Here is a 23,222-nt window from a genome sequence, read left to right on the forward strand (position 1 = left end):
CCCTTGGTTCATTTTGATAAAGGGCTTTTTAAACAGATCCCGTTTACATTTCCTAATTTAAAATCCACTGTAGTATCCAGAACTAGATTTACCGCCATCTAAGATCTCCTTATATAAGGAGTTTGCGACTTTTGGAAGCAGGAAAAGATTAATGAATGGAAAGCCATCTACAAGAAATTGGACTAGTGAGAAAAACAGGATAATAGAATGGTAAAAAAACTGAAGTATAATGGAAAAACTATTGTCGATCATCTTTGTTTATAGAGAGAAAATATTCTATCCTGCTACAGGCGAACATTTAAAAGGTTGGCATGGGGAAGCTATAGAAAAAATGCTTTAAAATTTAAAAAAAGGAGAGCCCGATATGTATAAGATTTGCATGAAAATAATACCAGATAATAAACTGAATAAATATGCGGTACCTTTAAGAAAATATACTAATCTAGGTATTTCACAAATTAAAAACAAAATAGAACACAACGAAGTTCTTGCTGAAACTCATGCAAAAGACTTTGATGAACTGGAGAAGTTAAAAGAGTTAATAAACAAACTTTTAGATTTGGGTGCAAAAGTAAAAATATTCGATAATGATATATATGGAGAAAGAGATTATAATTATCAAGAAATTTCCTACGAAGAGTTTAATAACACCATCAATCGTTTAAAAGAAATTGCAGAAGATTTACAGGATTATGATGATGCTATAAGTGATGAATAGTAAAATAATTATCTTGAAGCGTGAAAGTGCTTTCGCTGATTTTCTAATAGCCTTTTTAGTAAAATGAAATTACCAGACCACATTTACGAAAGAATGATGTTGATGTGCTATCATCATAACACACAAATGAACTTCTGCCACAGACAAAGAAAAAACAGAACTTTCAAGCCTTATGACACTCGTCAAATTCAAGTGTGAACAACTAATTCCAGAACATCATACGACACATGTAGTAGAGGAAATGGTCAAAGCTGTTCATGATGAGCAACTGTTTTCACATTATACTGGTGTTGGAGAAGTTCGTTTCATCCGAAAATGATGCAAAATCATCTTGTTCGGTTATTCCCAAAAAAGAAATTTATAAAAAAACATCTCTGCCATGTTGAGTAGTTGAAAGAAGCAATAGAGAAAGCAGGAATATCAAATGGGTTATTCTGTAATGGAGGGATTAGTAATGTTAACTGATAACAGACAAATTATTGTTCAATTAGAATCGCATCGTCTTTGGGTTGAAACTATTGGAAAACAAGGAAAAAAACTAAGTATAGATGAAATTGATTTACGAAATTTGGATTTGTCAAAATGCCCATTAGACCAAGCACATATTACAGATTGTATATTTGATGGTATGAATTTAAATAATAAAGATTTTTCTTCATCTTTATTATGTTCATCCACTTTTATAACTGCAAATTTAGAAGGAACAGATTTTTGTAAATCTAACGTTTCATATGCAGATTTCACGAATGCTAATATTAAAACTGCTAGACTTGCTGATAGTGAATGTATTGAGACAGTTTTTGTTAAAGCAAATTTATCAGACGCTAACCTAGTAGGTGGTCTTTTTAATGAGACTGATTTTCGTAATGCAAATTTATCTCATGCTGATATACAATTAGCTACGTTTGAAGGGGTCTTACTAAAAGGATCTAAATTATCTGGTATTCAAGGACTTAAAGAGGCTTTTATAAAAAGTATAAATATCGGAACGATTGAGCAACCAATAATTCTAGAAGGTGAAGATGCTAGAGGATGGTTACAAGACAACATTATGAAATAGAATTATAAAATAAAATAAAATAAAATTGACATTGACAACCTCTTATTTTTAATGGCTTATTCCAATTGAATGAGAAGGAAAAAGCTTAAACTAGCAAAAGTGGACTAATTTCTTAGAAAAAGCCCAAACTCACAAGAGCTCATTTTGCTTTATGTCCAAAAAATGCAGAAGTACAAATAGACTACACTGGGCTTTAAAGATGAATAGATTCAATTACATAACCTCTTTGCTCCACAGATGCGTTTGCAATAATTCCTATAAGTGCGCTTACAGCAGGCTGGACATAATTTTATTCAATTCATCAAGAAGAAGTTTTCCGTAATAAACGGCCTATAAAGTTAGATTTACAATTATTAACACTTAAACTTCCTCATGAACTAATTCAAAGGTTGAGAAGAAAAAAGAAATCACGAAAAACACGAATGCTCAAAAAGACAAGCATAGTGACGGAGATTCCAAAACTGCCGCAAAGGAGGTTCTATTTATTGGAACCTATATTTAGTGATTTTATAGTACATGAAACAGTTGATGAAGATGTTATTTTAAAATATAAGGATAAACTTCCAAAAGAATTAATACAAGCATGGAGAAAATACGGTTTTGGCAGTTTGGTAAATAAATTTTTAAAAGTTATTAATCCAGACGATTATTTAGATATTTTAGAGAAAAGTTATCAAAGGTATGAACAGGCAATTCCTATTTTTACAACCGCAATGGGTGATATTATAGTATGGGAAAAAGATAAGTATGTAAATTTATTAAATTTTAGGAAAGGATATGTCAATGTTGTTTCATCTGGATTTGAATTCTTTTTAGATGACTTAAAAGATAATGACTTTATGAACGATCAATTAATGTGGAAGCCTTATCCTGAAGCGATTAGTAAATATAGTCCCCCTAGCTATGACGAGTGTTTTGGATATACCCCTTTATTAGGATTAGGCGGAATTGAAAAAGTTGATAGTCTAAAAACGGTTAAACTAAAAGAACATGTATTAATGATCACTGAATTCGCGGGTCCTATAGAATGACAAAGAACCCAAATTTCAGTTAAAGTAAACAATGAGTAAATCAAAAACTAAACTGGAAGAGATTTTTTCCTGTTTTTTGACATTACATGTTTTTTATCATGTAATGATCAACTTTTAAACATAACTAAGGTTCTTACCGGACGATATTTTATTTTCTGAAAAAGAAGGGGAGTGAAAACAATATAAAATGCAGACAATCTCAGCAATTTGATTGTGAAGATTAATATGTCTCGTCAGCAGCATGAGCCGGAAAGGAAACTGTTACGACAATGCGTGTATCGAATCCTTTCATGACATCCTGGTGCGAGCTAAGGTTACATTGAGTTTTTCTACAATTCCAAGCGGATTCATTCGACACCTAAAGAGTTTGAGAGAATGTAGCGTTATCCCGCATCTTGGCTTTTAAAAAAGCCCTTAAAGAGTAGGGTGAATTACTGGGAGGCAACAGTTAGATCGAGTCATTTATAGAGCGGAAATTATTCACTTAAACCGAGATAGCTGCAGAATGAAACGTCGATCCTCTATCGTGGATCTTTCTAAGCCTCCTTATTTTCAGTGAAACTGGAGGCGGAAGGAGAAATTAACGCATCCATAACGCAAATAAACAAAAGATCTAATGTCCGACGTAATCAGTTCCTACAGAAGGGGTGTTTTAACTAGAGGGTGCCATTCAATATCAGAAATTTCCTTGACTTATTCCTCATACATCACTGAACCGATGAAAAAGAGTTTATTGCCAGCAAGCTTTCCTTCACTAACAATGTCACTATATTCAAAATCATATAATAGTATGGCAACGTTGTAATATTCCGATAACACTTGGCTGTAGAAACTCTCAAGCTCATGGATGATGAGGTGAGAATATGACGCATTTTTTAATAATTCCGATAGTGAAGATGAAGAATATTGACTAAAGATACACTCTAATAACTCTTGGTTGTATTCAATAAAGTCTATTTTAAAATCAGTCATGAAAATAGATTCTATTCTGTCACCGTTTTCGTCATATTTTATATCTACATATTTTTTAAATATATCTACATCATTACAATTACCAATCCAAACTGATACAGATCCGGGACTTTCCAAGCTAAATCCCTCCTTTCCTTCAGGTAGAATCGTGTAACCATTATAAATCAGCCCAAAGTAGTGTGACGATCTGATTTGTTTATATGTAGTCAGAACCATTCATCTTGCTGATTTATGGTTCATACAGTACGGTGTTTATTTGCCGTAATTTAAATTGAAGAATAGTGGAGTTCCAACAGTTGTTGTAACTCCACTATTTTGATCAATCCTCTTTACAAACAACAGGAACCCAAAGCTCATGTTTCGGTTTATGCTTTGGCGGGTAATAGCATTCGATACAGGGGAAGTCGGCTAGATCGTAACTAGAAGTAGGAAGCCATTCAGAATATAAACGTTTCCATGCTTCTACTATATTCGGAAAAACGGCCCAAGTGTTGTGGGAAATGACCATGCTCTCCATATCGCTAGGAATGTTACCATCATATCGTATTCCCATAAAATAAGTAAATTCTTCGTCTGTTATGGCTGCTTCTTTTCCGCAAACCCCCAGAAGGCTTTCAAGTGTACATTTTGGATTTTCCCAGGACATATCAATTAGTTTTTGCATAAAGCCATCCTTTTTGGCAGTATTCCAAAGTGTAGGAATCGTTTTAAATGCTTTGTTCGTTTTTACTGGAAATCCTTTTCCGATTAGTTTTAACTCAAAATCAAGATTTTCAATTCTATACTCCATTTCAATGTCTCCTTTTATCGAAATCTGAAAGGATATTTTTGGAAATGCTTTTAGCTGTATTCCTTTATTGCGAGCTTCGGAGGGTTTTAATCCAAGCGTTTTTTGAAAAGCACGTGAAAATGAGTCGGCAGAATCATATCCATATTTCACCCCGAGGTCAACAATTCGAATATCGCTTTTTTGTAATTCAAACGCTGCAAGTGTTAGGCGCCTGCGTCTAATATATTCTGAAAGCGGTATTCCTGATAATGCTGAAAACATCCTTGAAAAATGATACTCCGAACATAAAGCGGCTTGTGCTAGCTTTTTGTAATCGATTTCGTTATCAAGATGGTCTTCAATGTAATCTAATGCGTTGTTCATTCGCTCTAGCCAATCCATAATTGTTACTCCTTTCAATATCTAATATAAAGAAAAAGGATGTTTTCTGTCCGACATTTCCTGTCCAAAGATGTCGGATTTTCATTCCAATAGCGTATTCTATGACCTTAAGTGTGTTTCCTTCTTTTATCACCTTTTTAAAATTGAAAATATGTTTTCTCAGTAAAAGCAGGATTAGCGGGGTGTTTTAGTGAACCTTTTAGCTGTGAAGTCTAAATATGCAAGTTAGTATGATCTTGCCTTAATTGTGAAAAATAATAATTAAATTCTACTTGATAAGGAGGGTAAATGAAAAATGGGTGAATACTACCGTAAAACATCAGATGAAGTAATAAGACTGTTAAAAGTAACAAAGGATGGAATAAGCTCTGATGAAGTGGATAAAAGAAGAGAACAGTACGGTTTTAACGAACTTGCAGAAGCAAAGAAAAAGAGCACACTACAGGTCTTCTTAGAACAATTTAAAGATTTCCTTGTCATTATTTTAATCGTAGCCGCTGTCATATCGGCTTTCCTTGGAAAAATTGAAAGTGCTGTTGTCATTATGGGGGTTGTTATTTTAAACGCAATCCTTGGCACCGTTCAGCATGTGAAAGCAGAGCAGTCGCTCAACAGTTTAAAAGCTTTATCATCTCCAAATGCGAAAGTATTTCGGGATGGACAGAAAATGGAAATTCCCTCAAGAGAAGTGGTAGTAGGAGATATCCTTCATTTAGATGCTGGTGATTTCGTGCCGGCAGACGGAAGGATTATCGAGAATCACAGCCTGCAGGTTAATGAAAGTTCTCTGACAGGTGAGTCTTTGGCAGTTATTAAAGAAATAGAACCTATAACTGAAAAAGATGTATCATTAGGTGACAAAAAGAATATGGTCTTCTCTGGAAGTTTTGTAACGAATGGACGAGGTGTTGTGGTCGTAACCGATATCGGAATGAAGACTGAAATCGGAAAAATAGCCAATCTATTAGAATCAGCAGAAGAAAAGAAAACTCCTCTTCAAGTCACATTAGATCATTTCGGAAAAAAATTAGCAGTGATTATCATCATCATTGCTCTCCTTATTTTTGGACTTGATATCTTTAGAGGGCGTGAGATTGTAGATTCCTTTATGTTTGCTGTTTCTCTTGCCGTAGCAGCGATTCCAGAAGCCTTAAGTTCGATCGTGACGATCGTTCTTGCATTTGGAACACAGAAAATGGCAAAGGAAAATGCCATTATGAGAAAACTGCATGCTGTTGAAAGCCTTGGCAGTATCTCAGTCATTTGTTCTGACAAAACAGGAACCTTGACACAAAACAAAATGACGGTGCAGCAAGTATATGTCGATCAAACAGTCATTTCTCATGAGCAGCTAAACCAAGAAGATGCACTACATAAAAAGCTTATTTTGATGGGATTGTTATGTAATGACTCTGTGACAGCAGATCAAAGGGAAATTGGTGATCCAACAGAAATTGCCCTTGTCAATTTTGGCGAACGATATCAATTCGATGAGTTAGAAGTAAGGAAACAATACCCTCGTTTAAAAGAGTTACCATTTGATTCTGACCGTAAGTTAATGAGTACAGTTCAACAAATAGAAGGGAAATATCTTCTGATGACAAAAGGGGCTCTTGATGTACTTTTGTCACGGATGATCAAAATCGAGACATCGTCAGGGGTTGTTCCTTTTACAGAGGAACATAAAAAAGAAATTGAGAAAGTAAACGAGGATTTTTCAAAAAATGGTTTACGTGTTCTAGGTTTTGCTTATAAAGAAGTGGATGAAGGACAAGCTGTTCATTTCGATGATGAGAGGGATTTAACATTTGTCGGTTTGACAGCAATGATGGATCCACCAAGACTTGAATCAAAAGAGGCTGTAGAGAGTTGTATTTCAGCTAAAATTAAACCAGTCATGATTACAGGGGATCATAAGATAACAGCATCTGCAATTGCAAAGCAAATTGGAATATTAAAGAGTGATACAGAAGCGATTGAAGGTATTGAATTAGAAAAAATGCCAGATGAAGAATTAAAAGAAAAGGTTGAACAAATTTCCGTTTATGCTCGTGTATCACCAGAACATAAAATTCGAATTGTGAAAGCTTGGCAGGAAAAAGGAAATGTTGTGGCGATGACAGGGGATGGAGTCAATGACGGTCCTGCTTTAAAGCAAGCTGATATTGGGATTGCCATGGGCATTACAGGGACAGAAGTAGCTAAAGATGCGTCTGCAATGGTTTTAACCGATGATAACTTTTCAACAATTGTCAAAGCAATTTCGAATGGAAGAAGTATATACGCAAACATAAATAATGCGATTCGTTTTTTATTGGCGGGCAACACAGCTGGAGTATTAGCAGTATTATACGCTTCTCTGTTAGCATTGCCTGTACCTTTTGCACCTGTTCATCTTCTGTTTATTAACTTATTAACCGATAGTTTACCGGCTATTGCGCTAGGGCTTGAGCCGCATAATCAAAATATCATGAAAGAAAAACCAAGAGATATTAATCAACCTTTGTTAAACAAATCATTTGCCTTATTAGTTGGAGTCGGTGGGCTGTTAATTGGGATATCTACCTTAATTGCTTTTCACATTGGCTTGCAAACTGGTGACGAGATGGTGGCAAGCACAATGGCATTTGCAACCTTATGTTTAGCAAGATTGTTTTATGGATTTAATGCCAGATCAAAACAATCTATTTTTAAAATAGGTGTGTTCACGAATCAGTATTTATGGTTTTCTGTCATTATTGGCGTGATCCTGTTAATGCTTGCTCTATTTGTTCCAGGCTTAAGAGGTATATTTGAGACTGCTTTATTATCTGGAACCCAATTATCCTGGGTGATTGGATTAGCGTTAATGCCGTTAATCATCATTCAACTATACAAGATTATAAAAAGGTAGTCATAAAGGGGCTGTCCAGTAAGTTGATTTTTGACTATTGGACGCCCTTTTCACGTTTAACAAATGGAGCTGTCTAAAAAGTCCTTTTTCAACATAAATCAGGAGGCTCGCGGATCGCCCGCGGAAAGCGAGCAAATTCCCCAATTTTTATTCATCCACACGACTTTCAGGACAGCCTCGATCTTGAATCATAAGTTTTAACAATTTTACTCTTTTCAGACAACCCCTTTATTCATTTTGTAATAAACATAGGTAAAAAAAAAAAAAGAATTTTACTAAACATATAAGAAATACAAGGAAACTCGTAATAAGTTTAGTAAACATAACTTAAAAATAAGTAAGAAAACGCAAATTTATTAGCTAAATATTTAAAATCAAGTTGAATGAAAGCGCTTTAAGTGCTATAATCAATTTGTAAGTTTTAGTTAACATAACTAAACAAGGAGGGGAAAATGGCTACTATTAGAGAAATAGCTGAAAAAGCAGGTGTTTCAACCGCAACTGTTTCACGGCTGTTAAATCATGATCCAACTCTTTCAATTACTGAAGAAACGAAAAAGCGCGTCTTAGAAATAGCTGCGGAGCTCCAATATAAACCGACAAGAAAAAAGAATAACCAGAATTTAAAAAGGTCAAGTTTAAAAGAATACAGGATAGGTGTTATTTTATCTACTACTGAAGAGGATGAACTGAATGATCCTTATTTTCAACAGATTCGCTTAGGGATTGAACAGGCATGTAAGCAGTTTTCTCTCACAATTGGCAGTTTACTTAGAATTAAAAGGGACCAGCCTTTTCCCGATTTAAATGAGCTCGATGGTCTTATTGTTGTTGGCTCAGTTATTACGGAGGATATAGCTCATTATTTTTATAAAAATGAAAATATTGTGTTTGTTGACAACTCTAATCCCTGCAAAGGCTATGATCTAGTCAACATTGATCTTGAGGAAGCAACGATTGAAGTTATGAATACATTATTCAACTCTGGTCATAAAACAATTGGCTATATGGGAGGAGAACAAACTGTTAAATCGATTGCTGGTAAAACAGACATTGAAGTCGATGAAATTCGAAAAGCAACATTTATAAAGGTTATGCAAGAAAAAGGTTTGTATAATCCGAAACATGTGTTAACAGGTGACTGGAATCCAAACAGCGGTTATCAGTTAATGAAAGAATTGATTGAACGCGGAGACTTACCAGATGCAATGATCATTGGAAGTGATCCGATGGCAATTGGGGCTATTCGAATGCTAAATGAAACAGGTATACGAGTACCAGAAGATTTATCAGTGATTAGCTTCGATGATATTGAAAGCGCTGCCTATTTAAACCCACCGCTATCTTCGGTAAAGATTTATCCCGATGAATTAGGTAAGTCAGCGGTGAAACTTCTTGCAGATCGTATTTTTTATAACCGCACAATTCCGGTGAAAGTAATCCTTGATACAAAATTGATTTTACGGGAAAGCAGTCGTAATCCTCAAACTTCGCAATAACATATGTAGCCTGAACGATTAAAAAAACTTTCAAAATTATAGGAGAGTGGATACGTTGAAAAAAGTAGTTTTTTTATTATTGATCGTCATCCTGGCTTTCACAGGTTTAACAGCATGTAAAAAAGACGGCGCTTCAAAAGACGGAAAGGTAGAAATTGAATTTTTCCAATACAAAACTGAAGCAAGAGGCACGTTTGATAAGCTCATTGCAAAATTTGAAAAAGAAAATCCAGAAATCCGTGTTGTCCAATCTAATCCACCAGATGCAATGACAGTATTAAAAACAAGAATTGCTAAACGGGATATGCCTGATGTTATTGGGATGGGGGCAGATGTAACATTAAAAGAATTAGTTGATGCAAAAGCGCTTGCAGATATGTCGGATAGCCCTGCGCTTGACGGTATACAGCCAGCTTATGTGCAGATGGTGAAAGATGTCTCCGGTGCGAAAGAAGTTTATGGCATACCATATGCAACAAATGCAGTAGGTGTCATATATAACAAAAAGATGTTCAAAGAAATGGGGCTTAAAGTGCCTCAAACATGGGATGAATTGATTGCAACAGCAGAAAAAGTTAAAAAATCCGGGAAAATTCCGTTTTATTTCACATTTAAGGATGCTTGGACAACCCTTCCTTCTTATAATGTCCTAGCTGCAAATACGCAAGGGGAAGACTTTTTCGAAAAACTCCATGCAGGTGAAACATCATTTTCTAAAGGACATCAAGAAGCAACGAATAAATACTTGAAGTTGCTTGAATACGGCCATAAAAATCAAAATGGTAAAGCTTATAATGATGGGAACACAGCGTTTGCAAACGGTGAATCGGCTATGTACCTGCAAGGGATCTGGGCAATTCCTGAAATCAAAAAAGCAAACCCGAATATTGAACTTGGGGTTTTCCCATTCCCTGTCACAAACAAGCCAGGTGAATCAAAAGTCGTCTCAGGTGTTGATTTGCTTCTTGCAACTGCAACAACTACAGAACATCCTGAAGAAGCGAAGAAATTTATTGAATTTTTAACGACTGATAAAGTAGCAAAAGAGTATCTCGCTCAGCAAAATGCATTTTCAGCTAAACAAGGATTAGTACAGAAAGATCCTTCTGTTGAAGGATTGAAAGAAAGCTTTAAAAAAGGAGCAGTTGTTGATTTCCCTGACCATTATGTTCCATCAGCAGTCGGATTAGATAAACTGCTTCAAGAATTTGTGAAAAAACAAGATTCAAAAGCCTACCTGAAAAAAATAGATGCTGAATGGGAAAAAGTAGCCGATCGCAAATAACGATAATCTAACAGGAACCGTGAAGGAACCGGTTCCTGTTATTTTTAAAAAAGGAGATGACACACATGGCTCTGAAGCCTTTTTCAATAAGTGAGCCTGCCGATCCAGCCGCTGTAAAGAAAAAGCCTTTTAATAAAAAGAATATCTATTTTTATTTAATGACATTGCCGGCTGTTTTATTATTTGCAATATTCCATACGTTTCCGGCACTTCAGGGTGTGTACTATTCTTTTACAAACTGGGATGGTATTAGTTTTGCCTATGATTTTGTTGGGCTTAAAAACTACATGAACTTATTTAAAGATACAAATATATTGAATTCTTACTGGTTTACGTTTAAGTTTGCGGTGCTGTCGACCATCTTAGTCAACGTTTTAAGTCTTGTCATTGCACTAGGGTTAAATGCCAAGATTAAAGGAAGAAACTTTTTCCGCGGTGTGTACTTTTTACCGAATGTATTAGGTGTACTAATTGTTGGATATATTTTTAATTATATTTTTGCTAATGTGATTCCAAAAATGGGTGAAACGTTAAATATCGGATTTTTATCAGTTAACATCTTAGGTAGTGAAAGTACAGCGTGGCTCGGAATTGTCATTGTAACGGTCTGGCAGGCTTGTGCCTTTAGCGTGATTTTATATTTGGCCGGTCTTCAAACAGTGCCAGGTGAATTGTATGAAGCTTCAAGCCTTGATGGTGCTAACAAGTGGCAAGAATTTTGGAAAATAACCTTTCCGATGATCGCTCCATTTTTCACGATAAACATGGTGTTGTCAATGAAAAACTTTTTAATGGTGTTTGATCAAGTACTTGCACTGACAGGCGGAGGACCGGGACGTGCAACTGAATCGATTTCTGTTTTAATTTACAAAGGCGGTTTTGGCGGTGAATTTGCATATCAATCTGCAAACTCAGTCATCTACTTTATTGTTATCCTTGTAATTTCAATCTTTCAAATTAAAGTGCTCCAAAAAAGGGAGATGGATATGTAATGATAAAGAAAACAAACTGGACAGCAACATCTTTGATTACTTTAGGATCATTATTTATTTTGTTCCCTCTTTATATAGCGATTTCTATCGCTTTAAAAACACCGCAAGAACTTGCAAAGTCGCCTTTTTCACTACCGACAGGGCTTCATTTTGAAAACTTTGCAAAAGCGATAGAGGCAACTAATTTTTTTAATGCTTTTACAAACAGTGTGATCATTACAGTTGTGACCGTTGTCTTTACCATCCTAACAAATTCAATGGTTGCATATGCAATTGCTCGTAATATGCATCGCCGCATATTTAAAATTATGTATTATTATTTTGTTGCTGCTCTATTTATTCCTTTCCCAATTATTATGCTACCACTTGTCAAGCAAGTGTCACTGTTTGGGATGGACAATCCAGGTGGCTTGATTTTCTTGTATATCGTGTACGGGGCTGCCTTAAATATATTTATTTATGTCGGCTATATACGTTCTATCCCACTGGAACTGGAGGAAGCTGCAATAGTAGACGGGTGCAGTACATGGGGCGTATTTTGGAAGGTGATTTTTCCACTTTTAACACCAATTAATGCGACAATTGGAATTTTAACTTGCTTATGGGCATGGAACGATTTTCTTCTGCCGCTCATTATCTTAAGTGATCAATCTGATGCAACATTACCGCTTGTACAGTATATTTTCCAGTCTGAATTTGGTGCAGATTACAACTTGGCTTTTGCTTCATATTTGTTAGCATTGTCGCCGATGGTGATTGTCTATATTTTTGCTCAAAAATGGATTATTGGCGGCGTTGTACGCGGTGCAATCAAGTAAAGAGTGAGCTGCCGAGGTCAGTGTGTCCCGGCAGCTTTTTAAAAATAACCTATTGAAAGAAGAGGGAAAAATGAGTATTGAATTCACAGCATCTACAAAAACATTTCATTTAAAAGCGGGAAACACAAGTTATGTCATGCAGATTGTCAACGAAGGTTTCTTAGCTCATCTATACTGGGGTCGAAAAGTAAGCGATTACCGTTTTGCCAACCACCTGCAGTTTAAAGATCGCGGATTTTCTGGAAATCCATATCCCTCTCAAGACCGTACCTTTTCTCTTGATACATTGCCGCAGGAATTTCCTGTGTATGGAACGACTGATTATCGTGCGCCGATTGTGCAGGCACAGCTTGAAAATGGGACAACAATTACTGATTTCCGCTATGACTCACATCAGATCATCAGTGGAAAACCGGCTCTTGAAGGGCTTCCAGCGACATATGTAGAATCAAACGAAGAAGCATCTACATTAGAAATTGTGATGACAGATTCGCTTTCCAAAATGAAAGCGGTTCTGTCCTATACAGTCTTTGAAGACCGCAATGTGATCACTCGTTCTATTCGTTATATCAATGAGGGGACTAAGCCTTTTCGCCTACTGCGTGCGATGAGTACTAGTCTAGATTTTCGAGACGCTGATTTTGATTTTCTGCAACTGACTGGAGCTCATGAACGGGAACGTCACATCGAGCGTCAGCCGCTACGTTCTGGTACACAGTCTGTTGAAAGTCGCCGCGGAGCCAGCAGCCATCAGTTTCATCCATTTATCGCGCTCCTTCGAAAAAACGCAGATGAGCAGAACGGTGATGTGTATGGTTTTAGCTTTGTGTACAGTGGAAATTTTTTAGCACAGGCAGAAGTCGATCCATTTCAAAATACGCGTGTAACGATGGGGATCAATCCGTTTGATTTTGCCTGGAAACTTGAAGCAGGAGAATCGTTTCAGGCGCCGGAAGTCGTGATGGTCTATTCTCATGAAGGTCTTGGCGGCATGTCAAGAACGTATCATGACCTGTACCGCACACGCTTGGCGCGTGGTCAATTCCGTGATAAAGAAAGACCGATTTTAATTAATAACTGGGAAGCGACTTATTTTGATTTTAATACTGAAAAAATTGAAGCGATTGCCCGAGCTGGAAGTGAGCTGGGAATTGAATTATTTGTATTGGATGACGGTTGGTTTGGCAAACGGGACGATGATAAATCCTCTCTTGGTGACTGGTTTGTGAACAAGCTAAAATTGCCAAATGGTTTAGCAGATTTAGCGAACCGCGTGCGAAATATGGAAATGGAGTTCGGCCTTTGGTTTGAACCAGAAATGGTTTCGGTGAACAGTGATCTGTACCGTCAAAATCCCGACTGGTGCCTTCATGTGCCAAATGCAACCCGTTCAGAAGGGCGCAACCAGTTAATTCTGGATTTTTCGCGTGATGATGTATGTGAATACATTACAAAAGTAGTCTCAGACATTTTAGCCAGTGCGCCAATTACCTATGTCAAATGGGATATGAACCGCCATATGACTGAAATTGGTTCAGCTCTTTTGCCGGGAGACCGTCAAAGGGAAACTGCACACCGTTATATGCTGGGGCTCTATAAAGTGATGGAGAAAATAACTACTTCATTCCCGCATATTTTATTTGAAAGCTGCTCTGGTGGGGGCGGGCGGTTTGACCCAGGTATGCTTTATTACATGCCGCAAACATGGACAAGTGATAATACAGATGCCGTGTCACGCTTGAAAATACAATATGGGACAAGCTTAATTTATCCAATCAGTTCAATTGGCGCCCATGTCTCTGCTGTTCCAAATCACCAAGTAAACCGGATAACATCCCTGAAAATGCGCGGAGATGTAGCTTCCTCAGGTAACTTTGGGTATGAGCTTGACCTTACCAAGTTGACAGAAGAGGAAACAGAAGAAGTGAAACAGCAGGTGACCGATTATAAAAAGATCCGTTCACTTGTGCAGTTTGGCGACTTTTACCGTTTGCTTAGCCCATTCGAAGGCAATGAAACAGCCTGGCTGTTTGTGAATAAACAAAAAACCGAGGCGGTGGTATCCTACTTCCGTGTACTGAATGAACCAAATGCTCCGTTCCGTTCATTTACACTGGCCGGACTTAATTCCGAAACAAATTATCATATAGAAGAAACCGGCGAGGTCGTTGGAGGAGATGAATTGATGTATGCAGGTATTGCTATTCCTGCAAGTATAAGCGGTGATTTTCAAAGTCTTGTATGGCATTTAAAAGAGGTAAAAGCAGGTGAATAAAGTGCTGGAACAAAACCACGAGTTATACGGGCGGGACATCGAAAAAGCTGCAAACAGTTGTTATCGTCTTGGATATCATATGATGGCTCCAGCCCGTTGGATCAACGACCCAAATGGATTGATCCACTGGAACGGTGAATATCATGTTTTTTATCAGCATCATCCATTTGATGTGAAGCCTGGCTATATACACTGGGGTCATATGAAGAGCAAGGATTTGGTTCATTGGGAGCACTTGCCGATCGCAATTGCTCCAGATAAAGCATATGACAAAAGCGGTTGTTTTTCCGGAAGTGCTGTCGACAATAATGGTGTGCTAACACTGATTTATACAGGACATGTGAATGATGACGGTGTTATTACAGAAACACAGTGTATTGCTGAAAGTAGGGACGGCATTCATTTTACGAAGCATCAACAAAATCCGGTTATTGCAATTCCTCCGAAGGGTGCTTCCCATGATTTCCGTGATCCAAAAGTGTGGAAACATCGTGGTAAATGGTATATGGTTGTTGGCAGCCAAAAAAATAAACTAGGCAATATTCATTTATATGAATCAGACGATTTGCTTTCATGGAGAGATCGTGGTGCCATTGTAAAAAGTGATGGAAGACTTGGTTATATGCTTGAATGTCCAGATTTTTTTGAACTGGAAGGCAGGCATGTACTGGTGTTCTCACCACAGGGTGTGGAACCCGAAGGAGATCACCATCAAAATTTATATCAAACAGGAACGCTCATTGGAAATTTTGCTTACGAATCAGCTCATTTCAACCACGGTGAATTTACCGAACTTGATAGAGGATTTGATTTTTATGCAGCCCAGACATTTAAAGATGATAAAGGCCGGCGTATTCTCTATGGATGGATGAACATGTGGGAAGCAGAGATGCCAGAGCAGGCACATGGCTGGGCAGGAGCGCTTACCATACCGCGTGAACTGACGTTTCATTCATCAGGACAATTACTCATGAAACCAGTAGAAGAATTACAAATGCTCCGCCATGAAAAATTATTGGCAGAATCAATGATTGTTTCAGGTGTAAAAAAACTGAACTTTGCGGGTGACCGGCTTGAAATAATTGCGGAATTTGCCAAAAAAACAGCTTCTTCATTTGGTTTAAATGTTCGCTGTTCGGAAGATGGACAGGAAAAAACCGTGCTTCGCTTTGACACAACAGAAGGAAAAATAATTGTAGACCGAAATCAAGCTGGTGAAGGAGAAGGTGGGATTCGGAAAGCAAAAATTAGCAGTCTTGCTACCATTAAACTGCAAATTTTTATTGACCGGTCATCTGTGGAACTGTTTGTGAATGATGGAGAAACAGTCATGACGAGCCGGATTTATCCGAAAGCTGGAAGTATTGGTGTTGAAGTATTTGCAGAAGGCGGAGAAGCAGACTTGCTTTCTTTGGAAGCCTGGTCATTAAAGGATATTTGGAACAGTAAAAATACGGTCTGAAAAATCCCTCTAAAAAGTCCTTTATCAACATGAATCAGGGGGAATTCGCCCGCGGAAAGCGAGCGAATTCCCCCATTTTTATCATCCATACTGCTTTCAGGACACCCCCTTCTTTCATTTTGCGAAAAGATCATCAAAAAATCATGTAAAAAGAAAACATTTTAGTTATAATGCAAGAAAGGTAGAAAAGTTTTCATGTGTGAAAGAAGGATATATCATCATGGTTAATACGGTGCTGGAAGATTTAAGAGCAGATTGCAGTAAATGTTTTGGATTGTGTTGTGTAGCTTTACCATATGCGAAATCTGCAGATTTTGCTGTTGATAAAGATGGAGGAACTCCTTGTCAACATTTACAGTCAAATCATCAATGTGTCATTCATAGTGATCTAAGACAAAAAGGATTTCGGGGTTGTGTTGCATATGAATGTTTTGGTGCAGGCCAAAAGGTGTCACAAGTTACTTTCGAAGGGAAAGATTGGCGACAACATCCAACCTTAGCAAAAGACATGTTTGCTGTCCTTCCGATCATGCAGCAACTGCACGAGATGCTTTGGTATTTACAAGAAGCATTATTAATAAACGCAGCTCAAGAGATTCATCTTGATTTGCAGGACATCTTTGAAAAAACGGAACAGCTTACACAACAAAGCAAAGAACAAATTTTAAAAATAAACGTATCTGAACATAGAGCGCAAGTCAATGACTTGCTAATAAGAACAAGTGAACTAGTGCGTGTCAACACACTTCATAAAAAATTCCCGAAAAATATCAGTCGGGGTAGTAACCTTATCGGTGCTAATCTAAAAGGATATGATTTGAAAGGTGCTCATTTTAAGAGGTGCACTACTGATCGCTGCTGATCTTAGAAATGCCGATCTTAGAAAGGCTGACCTCATTGGTGCAGACTTTAGAGATGCTGATCTCAGCGGCGCAAATCTTACTGACAGTATCTTTCTTACACAAGCGCAAGTAAACGCGGCAAAAGGTGATCACCATACAAAACTGCCGTCTTCTATAAACATCCCTTATCATTGGCGAGAAAAATGAAAATGGGGCGTCCAATAAGTCAATTTTTTGACAATTGGACGCCCTTTTCACGTTTTATTGGATAGTTTCAACTTTTCATAATTTAGACAATAAATAATACTAAAGTACTACAATTCGATATATCTTATTGACTATTATTTCAAGTGCAACTAAAATAATATAGGTATTAAAGACTATTATATAAGAGGAGACATAACAAGTGAAAATCAAAACTAAACTCCTGCTATCATATTTGATATTTGTATTCATGTTTATATTATTAGGTATATTCTCGAATTTTTCAGTTGTGCATATTAATAAAAATGGTGAAAATATGTATAATGATCGACTGGTACCTGTTATAGATCTTACTAAAATAGTAGAAAAATCAGGTAATATCAGGATACAAATGGTTCAAGCGCTTTTGAGAAAAGACAGTTCTTTAACGGAAAACGCATTAAAGGATTTAAAAGATATTGATCAATTAATTGAGGGTTATCAAAAAGCCAATTTCTCCGCATCAGAAAAGAAGGTTTTTGAAGAGTTTAAATCAAAATGGGGAATTTTTGCTCAGAGAGTCCAAAATAATGCGTCATTGATGAAAAATGACAATTTTAAAGAGGCAGACAAAGGGATTAAACTTGGCAGAGATGAATATAATGCTGCAAACAATGAACTGAAAAAGTTAATCGATACGAAAAAGCAACTTGCAGAACAATTAATGAATGATAATAGAAACACTTTCCATATCATTCAGACGATATTAGTCATTAGTATTGTTGCCGCTATTGTCATTGCAATTGCTGTCTCTACTAAGATTGGAAATAAATTTGCCCGTTCTATTCGGACTGTTGTCGATCGCGTTTCAAAAATATCTGATGGTGATTTAACTGGAGAGAAGATCTTCGTTCAATCAAAAGATGAAATCGGAGAATTAACAGCAGGAATTAATGTGATGCAAGCCAACTTAAATACTCTTGTTGTTAATACTGCGCAAACGAGTGAGCAAGTTTCGGCCTCAGCCGAGCAGCTTAGTGCAGCAGCTGAACAAAGTACTCGTACGACAGAACAAGTAGCAACCATTTCTCAGAATTCAGCTGAAGGCGCTGAAAAGCAATTACAAAGTGTAAGCAAAGTATCTAGCGTCATTCACCAATTGTCTGATTCTATTCAACACATTGCATCAAATAGCAAGGACGTACTCACCATTTCAGGAAAAGCAAATGAAGCAACAGTGAATGGCTCTAAAACAGTTGATCATGTTGTTCAACAAATGTCTGTCATTTCTAAAATAGTAGAAGAACTATCTCGTTTACTATCAAATCTAAATCAAAAATCAAAGCAAATTGGAAACATTACAAATATCATCACGAATATTTCTGAGCAAACCAATTTACTAGCATTAAACGCAGCAATTGAAGCTGCAAGGGCAGGCGAGCATGGTAAAGGTTTTGCAGTTGTTGCTGATGAAGTAAGGAAATTAGCAGAGGAGTCAACACAATCAGCTGTTCAGATAACTGAGACTTTAACAGAAATTCAATCAGAAACAAGTCATGCGGTTATTTATATGAAGGATGGAACGGAAAAAGTCAATGAAGGCATCACGCTTTCAAATGAAGTAAATCAATCATTTCAAAATATTCAGGAGCTCATCACATCTGTATCTTTAAGAGTTCAAGAAGTCTCCTCATCAATTCAAGAAATGGCTTCTGTCAGTCATCATATCGTAAAAAGTTCAGAGCAAGTGAAAGAAATTGCAGAAACGAGTGTTCTAGCAAGTCAAGAAAGTTCAGCCGCATCTGAAGAACAATTAGCGACAATGGAAGAAATTTCGGCATCAGCCCAAGCCCTATCAGGCCTAGCAGAGAATTTACAATCGATGATATCCACATTTAAAGTCTAAAACACTTTTTCAAAAGCTTGATTTCCTTCTTTTAAGGGAATCAAGCTTTTTTACTTTTTACTGGAAATTAGCCATCCTAAATGGGAGAGTGAAGAATGATCATGGAAAGGATCAGCGGGTTTAGATCAACAGATAAGTTGATTATTCGGAATGCTTCTCTTTAAATATCATACCGATGATAAACATAACAATAAAAAATACAGTAAAACAAAGAATCAGACGAACAAATTCTGTTAAAAACCAATTATTAGCTATGTTTAAGTCATCTGTTACTTGTAAGGTCGCAAATGCAATAAAAAACGGCAGAAGACAATCTTTATAATTTTTCATTTTTATCACCTTTTTAGAATATGAGTAAATTAGACTAATTATAAAACAATATTATACCACGGTTTTTAGAAAAGTATATATGATGGAAATTTTAAGCAAAGGAGGAAAACTAAAATAATAACGATTAAACAACTTCACAAAGATGAAAAGATAAACCAAATGGTAGAATTATGAACTTGAAGTGTTAAAAAAACTGCAGATTGTGAGTTAGCTAAGAGTGAGAGAGATGCACTCAAATAGCAAATCAAACAGTATATTCAATCAACATATGGTGCGGTTTTTGTTGTGATAAATGAACAAGAAACAAGATTTGGTGAGTGATATGGTATATGGACAAATAGATGAGGTTTATGTGGCACCAGAATATCGCAGACAAAAAATGGCTAAACATTTAGTGGATGATCTAATCGATTGGTTTGATCATAAGGCGGTTTCTTTCATTCATGTACAAGTTGATTTGGAGAATGAATCAGCTTTGCGTTTTTGGGGAAAATAGGCTTAGAAAAAGAGTTTATTGGTGCTATCGTAAAACAAACCATTCTTTTGTTGCTCGAGAAGCTTGCATGATATGAAAACAGTATCGTACTAGACAACAGTTGCCACAACAAGGCTTGAAAAAAAATCTATCAAGATATGGTAAGACAGAATCGCATGTGAACCTTAGGGAAAACGATGTATGAAGATAGAGCGAAGCTTTACAGATTCAAAACAGCTGCACCGCTTCGCTACTGCCGGTTCATGTGAAACGAATGGTGACAGCCGCCTCGAGGTCTTTTCCAGCTGAAACAGGTGTCATGTCTGTTTTTTAGTTTTTTCATTTAACAGTTCTTTTAGCACGACAGCGTGATTATGACGTTCATCTTTTGCGCCATAAAGGAGGATAATCTTTTTCTCAGTAGCTAATTCGATTAATTCGTTCAGCTTTTTCTGTTTCTCATTGTCTTGCATGATTTCAGCCTGATAGATTTGTTTAAATTCTGTGAATTTTTGTGGCTCATGATTGAACCACTTTCTTAATGATGAACTTGGTGCAAGATCTTTCATCCATTCATCAAGATTTGCCTCATCCTTAGATATCCCTCGCGGCCAAACACGATCAACTAAAACGCGATGACCTTTTAATTGGGAATTGTTTTCGTAAATTCGCTGCAGAACAATTGTCAACATCATCACCCCGCTTGCTTTTATTTGCTTATATCATAAAACACAGTGATGGACATTTTCAAAGATTTCAATAGAAAGTTGACGAATCGTTTAAAAATTAGTATCATTACAAATATAATAAATATATTACAAAAATATTACAATGTGAAATTTTCATTACAAATGGTAGTATGAATAAAGGAGTATGATGATGAAAAAAGCAATGGCCATGTTAGGAGTTTTTGGAGTGCTGATCGTTTTCTTCATATTTGCAATCAATATGTTCTCACAAATAAATGCTTCGCAAAATCAAAAAGCTGATGTTCAAACGGAAATTTATAAAAACATAAATTCTTTGTCATTTCCAACATTCAGCCATTTAAAACGTGAGAATTTAAAGCTCGTCAATGATGAAGTGGAGCTGCATATGAAAGATTCTTACCATCATTATCGGTCGTTGAAGAATAATATTAACAAGAAAAAACAAGAAACTATTTATGAGACATCTTATAAAGTAAAGTTTAATGATGGAGAAAAACTAAGCTTTTTAATATATGATTATCAATTACCTGATGGGTCACGCGGTGTGTTTAGTGTTGCTGGTTACAATTATGATTTCAAAAAACAAAAACGTATCAAATTGACAGACCTTTTAAATACTCAAGAAAAAATTGAAAAAGCAAAAAATGATATTTTTATTTATATCCATGAACATCCAGAACAATTTTATTCAGGGCTTAAAAAGAGCGACATTAGATTAAATGACAATACAGCTTTTTATTTTACTAATGATGGAATCTCGGTTGTTTTTCAGCAGTATGAACTTTCATCGTCTCCTAACGGAAACCAAGAGGTGAAGATTTCATATTAGTTTATAGTGAGTCTTTAGGTTTGTAAAAATGTTTAAAGCGTTCAAATGAACGCTTTTTTGATATAAAAAAAATAGGAAAAAATATATTTGTTTAAATTTTCTTTTAAATGTAAAATAGCACTTGAACTTTATTAAGCAAAAAGGGGAGATAAAATGGTTCAAAAATGTAAGCGTTTACTAATATGTTTGTTGTTGCTTTCTTTTGTGTTTCCTGTATCGAAAACATCTGCGGCGAGCCAAAATGGTACGATTATGCAATATTTCGAGTGGTATTTGCCTAATGATGGACACCATTGGAAGCGTTTGCAAAAAGATGCTGGTCATTTATCTGATATTGGCATAACCGCTGTGTGGATTCCCCCAGCTTATAAAGGAATTTCTCAAGCTGACACAGGATATGGTCCGTATGATTTGTACGATTTAGGCGAGTTTTATCAAAAAGGGACGGTACGAACAAAATATGGCTTGAAATCAGAACTTCAGTCAGCGATCGGGAGCCTTCATTCGCAAAACATTCATGTCTATGGTGATGTTGTCATTAATCATAAGGCTGGTGCTGATACGACAGAAGATGTAAACGCTGTCAAAGTTCATCGGGGAGACCGTCACCATGAAGTTTCTGATTCACATCAAATTAAAGCTTGGACAGGATTTCATTTTTCAGGACGGGGTAACACCTACAGTGATTTTAAATGGAATTGGCATCATTTCGATGGAACAGATTGGGATGAGTCTCGCAAACAAAACAATATTTATCGGTTTCACGGACATGGGAAAGGATGGGATTGGGAAGTCTCTAATGAAAATGGCAATTACGACTATTTGATGTATGCAGATATTGATTATGATCATCCTGTTGTTGCGGAAGAAATTAAAAAATGGGGAACATGGTATGCGAACGAACTTCAATTAGACGGTTTCCGGCTTGATGCAGTTAAACATATAAAATTCTCATATTTGCGTGATTGGGTGAAATCTGTGAGAACATCAACTGGTAAAGAAATGTTTACGGTTGCTGAATACTGGGAAAACAACCTTCATTCAATTGATAACTATTTGAAAAAAACCGACCATAATCACTCTGTTTTCGATGTTCCGCTTCACTATAATTTGCATGCAGCATCAACACAAGGCGGCTCATATGATATGCGTCAGCTTTTAAAAGACACAGTTGTTGCCAAACATCCGACAAAAGCAGTTACATTTGTGGAAAATCATGATTCACAACCTGGACAGTCACTCGAATCAACTGTTGAAACATGGTTTAAACCACTCGCATATGCTTTCATTCTCACAAGGGAGTCCGGTTATCCACAGGTATTCTATGGTGATATGTATGGGACGAAAGGTTCCACATCAAGGGAAATCCCTGCACTGAAAAACGAATTAGAGCCAATTTTAAAAGCGCGTAAACACTATGCGTATGGACCACAGCATGATTACATGGATCATCACGATCTGATCGGCTGGACTAGAGAAGGTAATCAATCGGTTGCAAAATCGGGGTTAGCCACCCTCATCACAGATGGACATGGCGGATCAAAATGGATGTATGTCGGCAAACAGCATGCAGGTGAGTCATGGTATGATATGACTGGAAATCGTTCTGATGTAGTGACTATCAATTCCGATGGTTGGGGACAGTTTCATGTGAATAGTGGATCAGTTTCAATTTATGTTGAAAAGTAAACATAGTGAATGGCGGATTTTCCTAAAGGAAAGTCTGCTTTTTTTTTTACGCTCTCTTTCATTGCTTATACTATAATGATTG

At 36.6% G+C, this 23,222-nt stretch carries 19 protein-coding genes and 3 pseudogenes; 18 read left to right on the forward strand and 4 right to left on the reverse strand.

The features are described 5' to 3' along the window. Positions 1-364 precede the first annotated feature (364 nt). From HOO54_RS05475 to HOO54_RS24105, 5 genes and pseudogenes are all read left to right on the forward strand, one after another. Complete coding sequence (locus tag HOO54_RS05475) at positions 365-718, forward strand: hypothetical protein (protein WP_172293200.1); 354 nt, start codon at positions 365-367, stop codon at positions 716-718. A gap of 172 nt (positions 719-890) precedes the next feature. Then, positions 891-1,037, forward strand: a complete 147-nt coding sequence (locus HOO54_RS05480) for a hypothetical protein (protein ID WP_172293202.1) — start codon at positions 891-893, stop codon at positions 1,035-1,037. A 135-nt stretch (positions 1,038-1,172) separates the two neighbouring features. Continuing rightward, positions 1,173-1,778: a pentapeptide repeat-containing protein gene (locus HOO54_RS05485; RefSeq protein ID WP_172293204.1), complete on the forward strand. Its 606-nt coding sequence runs from the start codon at positions 1,173-1,175 to the stop codon at positions 1,776-1,778. Between the two features lie 485 nt (positions 1,779-2,263). Next, on the forward strand, positions 2,264-2,809 hold the full coding sequence (locus tag HOO54_RS05490; protein WP_172293206.1) for a T6SS immunity protein Tdi1 domain-containing protein: 546 nt from the start codon (positions 2,264-2,266) through the stop codon (positions 2,807-2,809). A 235-nt stretch (positions 2,810-3,044) separates the two neighbouring features. Beyond that, a pseudogene (locus HOO54_RS24105) lies at positions 3,045-3,190 on the forward strand (IS3 family transposase); the annotation flags it as partial. Positions 3,191-3,502: 312 nt separating this feature from the next. Here the strand turns inward: HOO54_RS24105 and HOO54_RS05495 are convergent. Beyond that, positions 3,503-3,898, reverse strand: a complete 396-nt coding sequence (locus HOO54_RS05495) for an immunity 22 family protein (RefSeq protein ID WP_172293208.1) — start codon at positions 3,896-3,898, stop codon at positions 3,503-3,505. Between the two features lie 202 nt (positions 3,899-4,100). Next, complete coding sequence (locus HOO54_RS05500) at positions 4,101-4,952, reverse strand: AraC family transcriptional regulator (protein WP_172293210.1); 852 nt, start codon at positions 4,950-4,952, stop codon at positions 4,101-4,103. A gap of 295 nt (positions 4,953-5,247) precedes the next feature. Between HOO54_RS05500 and HOO54_RS05505 the strand changes: the two genes are divergently transcribed. The 10 genes and pseudogenes from HOO54_RS05505 (at position 5,248) to HOO54_RS25115 (ending at position 19,107) form a co-directional block, all read left to right on the forward strand. Next, complete coding sequence (locus HOO54_RS05505; protein WP_172293212.1) at positions 5,248-7,845, forward strand: calcium-translocating P-type ATPase, PMCA-type; 2,598 nt, start codon at positions 5,248-5,250, stop codon at positions 7,843-7,845. A 452-nt stretch (positions 7,846-8,297) separates the two neighbouring features. Beyond that, a complete protein-coding gene (locus tag HOO54_RS05510) occupies positions 8,298-9,344 on the forward strand; it encodes a LacI family DNA-binding transcriptional regulator (protein ID WP_172293214.1) in 1,047 nt (348 codons plus the stop codon). Positions 9,345-9,399: 55 nt separating this feature from the next. Next, positions 9,400-10,629, forward strand: coding sequence for an ABC transporter substrate-binding protein (locus tag HOO54_RS05515; protein ID WP_172293216.1), 1,230 nt, complete (start codon positions 9,400-9,402; stop codon positions 10,627-10,629). A gap of 158 nt (positions 10,630-10,787) precedes the next feature. Continuing rightward, a complete protein-coding gene (locus tag HOO54_RS05520) occupies positions 10,788-11,621 on the forward strand; it encodes a carbohydrate ABC transporter permease (protein ID WP_253907753.1) in 834 nt (277 codons plus the stop codon). Next, positions 11,621-12,439 carry a carbohydrate ABC transporter permease gene (locus tag HOO54_RS05525; protein ID WP_172293220.1) on the forward strand — a complete coding sequence of 273 codons (819 nt, stop codon included), beginning with the start codon at positions 11,621-11,623 and terminating at the stop codon, positions 12,437-12,439. The genes HOO54_RS05520 and HOO54_RS05525 overlap by 1 nt, the downstream gene beginning before the upstream one ends. A gap of 70 nt (positions 12,440-12,509) precedes the next feature. Continuing rightward, positions 12,510-14,714 carry an alpha-galactosidase gene (locus HOO54_RS05530; protein ID WP_172293222.1) on the forward strand — a complete coding sequence of 735 codons (2,205 nt, stop codon included), beginning with the start codon at positions 12,510-12,512 and terminating at the stop codon, positions 14,712-14,714. After that, a complete protein-coding gene (locus HOO54_RS05535) occupies positions 14,707-16,176 on the forward strand; it encodes a glycoside hydrolase family 32 protein (protein ID WP_309244862.1) in 1,470 nt (489 codons plus the stop codon). The genes HOO54_RS05530 and HOO54_RS05535 overlap by 8 nt, the downstream gene beginning before the upstream one ends. Positions 16,177-16,396: 220 nt before the next feature. After that, positions 16,397-17,225: pseudogene (locus tag HOO54_RS05540) on the forward strand (pentapeptide repeat-containing protein). A 199-nt stretch (positions 17,226-17,424) separates the two neighbouring features. Beyond that, positions 17,425-18,165: pseudogene (locus HOO54_RS25110) on the forward strand (MCP four helix bundle domain-containing protein); the annotation flags it as partial. After that, a complete protein-coding gene (locus tag HOO54_RS25115; RefSeq protein ID WP_301539298.1) occupies positions 18,160-19,107 on the forward strand; it encodes a methyl-accepting chemotaxis protein in 948 nt (315 codons plus the stop codon). The pseudogene HOO54_RS25110 and the gene HOO54_RS25115, both read left to right, overlap by 6 nt. A gap of 141 nt (positions 19,108-19,248) precedes the next feature. On the opposite strand, the gene HOO54_RS05550 is transcribed toward HOO54_RS25115, so the two are convergent. Beyond that, positions 19,249-19,437, reverse strand: a complete 189-nt coding sequence (locus HOO54_RS05550) for a hypothetical protein (RefSeq protein WP_172293226.1) — start codon at positions 19,435-19,437, stop codon at positions 19,249-19,251. Positions 19,438-19,729: 292 nt separating this feature from the next. On the opposite strand from HOO54_RS05550, the gene HOO54_RS24110 reads away from it, so the two are divergent. After that, a complete protein-coding gene (locus tag HOO54_RS24110; RefSeq protein ID WP_253907622.1) occupies positions 19,730-19,933 on the forward strand; it encodes a GNAT family N-acetyltransferase in 204 nt (67 codons plus the stop codon). A 296-nt stretch (positions 19,934-20,229) separates the two neighbouring features. Here HOO54_RS24110 and HOO54_RS05560 read toward each other — a convergent pair whose 3' ends face one another. Beyond that, entirely contained in the window at positions 20,230-20,601 is a 372-nt protein-coding gene (locus HOO54_RS05560; protein ID WP_172299375.1) for a DUF488 domain-containing protein, read from the reverse strand. Between the two features lie 190 nt (positions 20,602-20,791). Here HOO54_RS05560 and HOO54_RS05565 point away from each other — a divergent pair, with 190 nt between their 5' ends. Together HOO54_RS05565 and amyS are read left to right on the forward strand one after the other, a co-directional pair. After that, positions 20,792-21,451, forward strand: a complete 660-nt coding sequence (locus HOO54_RS05565) for an RsiV family protein (protein ID WP_172293228.1) — start codon at positions 20,792-20,794, stop codon at positions 21,449-21,451. A 153-nt stretch (positions 21,452-21,604) separates the two neighbouring features. Then, positions 21,605-23,140: an alpha-amylase gene (gene amyS / locus HOO54_RS05570; RefSeq protein WP_172293230.1), complete on the forward strand. Its 1,536-nt coding sequence runs from the start codon at positions 21,605-21,607 to the stop codon at positions 23,138-23,140. Positions 23,141-23,222: the final 82 nt, after the last annotated feature.

The sequence above is a fragment of the Bacillus sp. WMMC1349 genome, from assembly GCF_013155385.1.
Lineage (GTDB): Bacteria > Bacillota > Bacilli > Bacillales > Bacillaceae > Bacillus.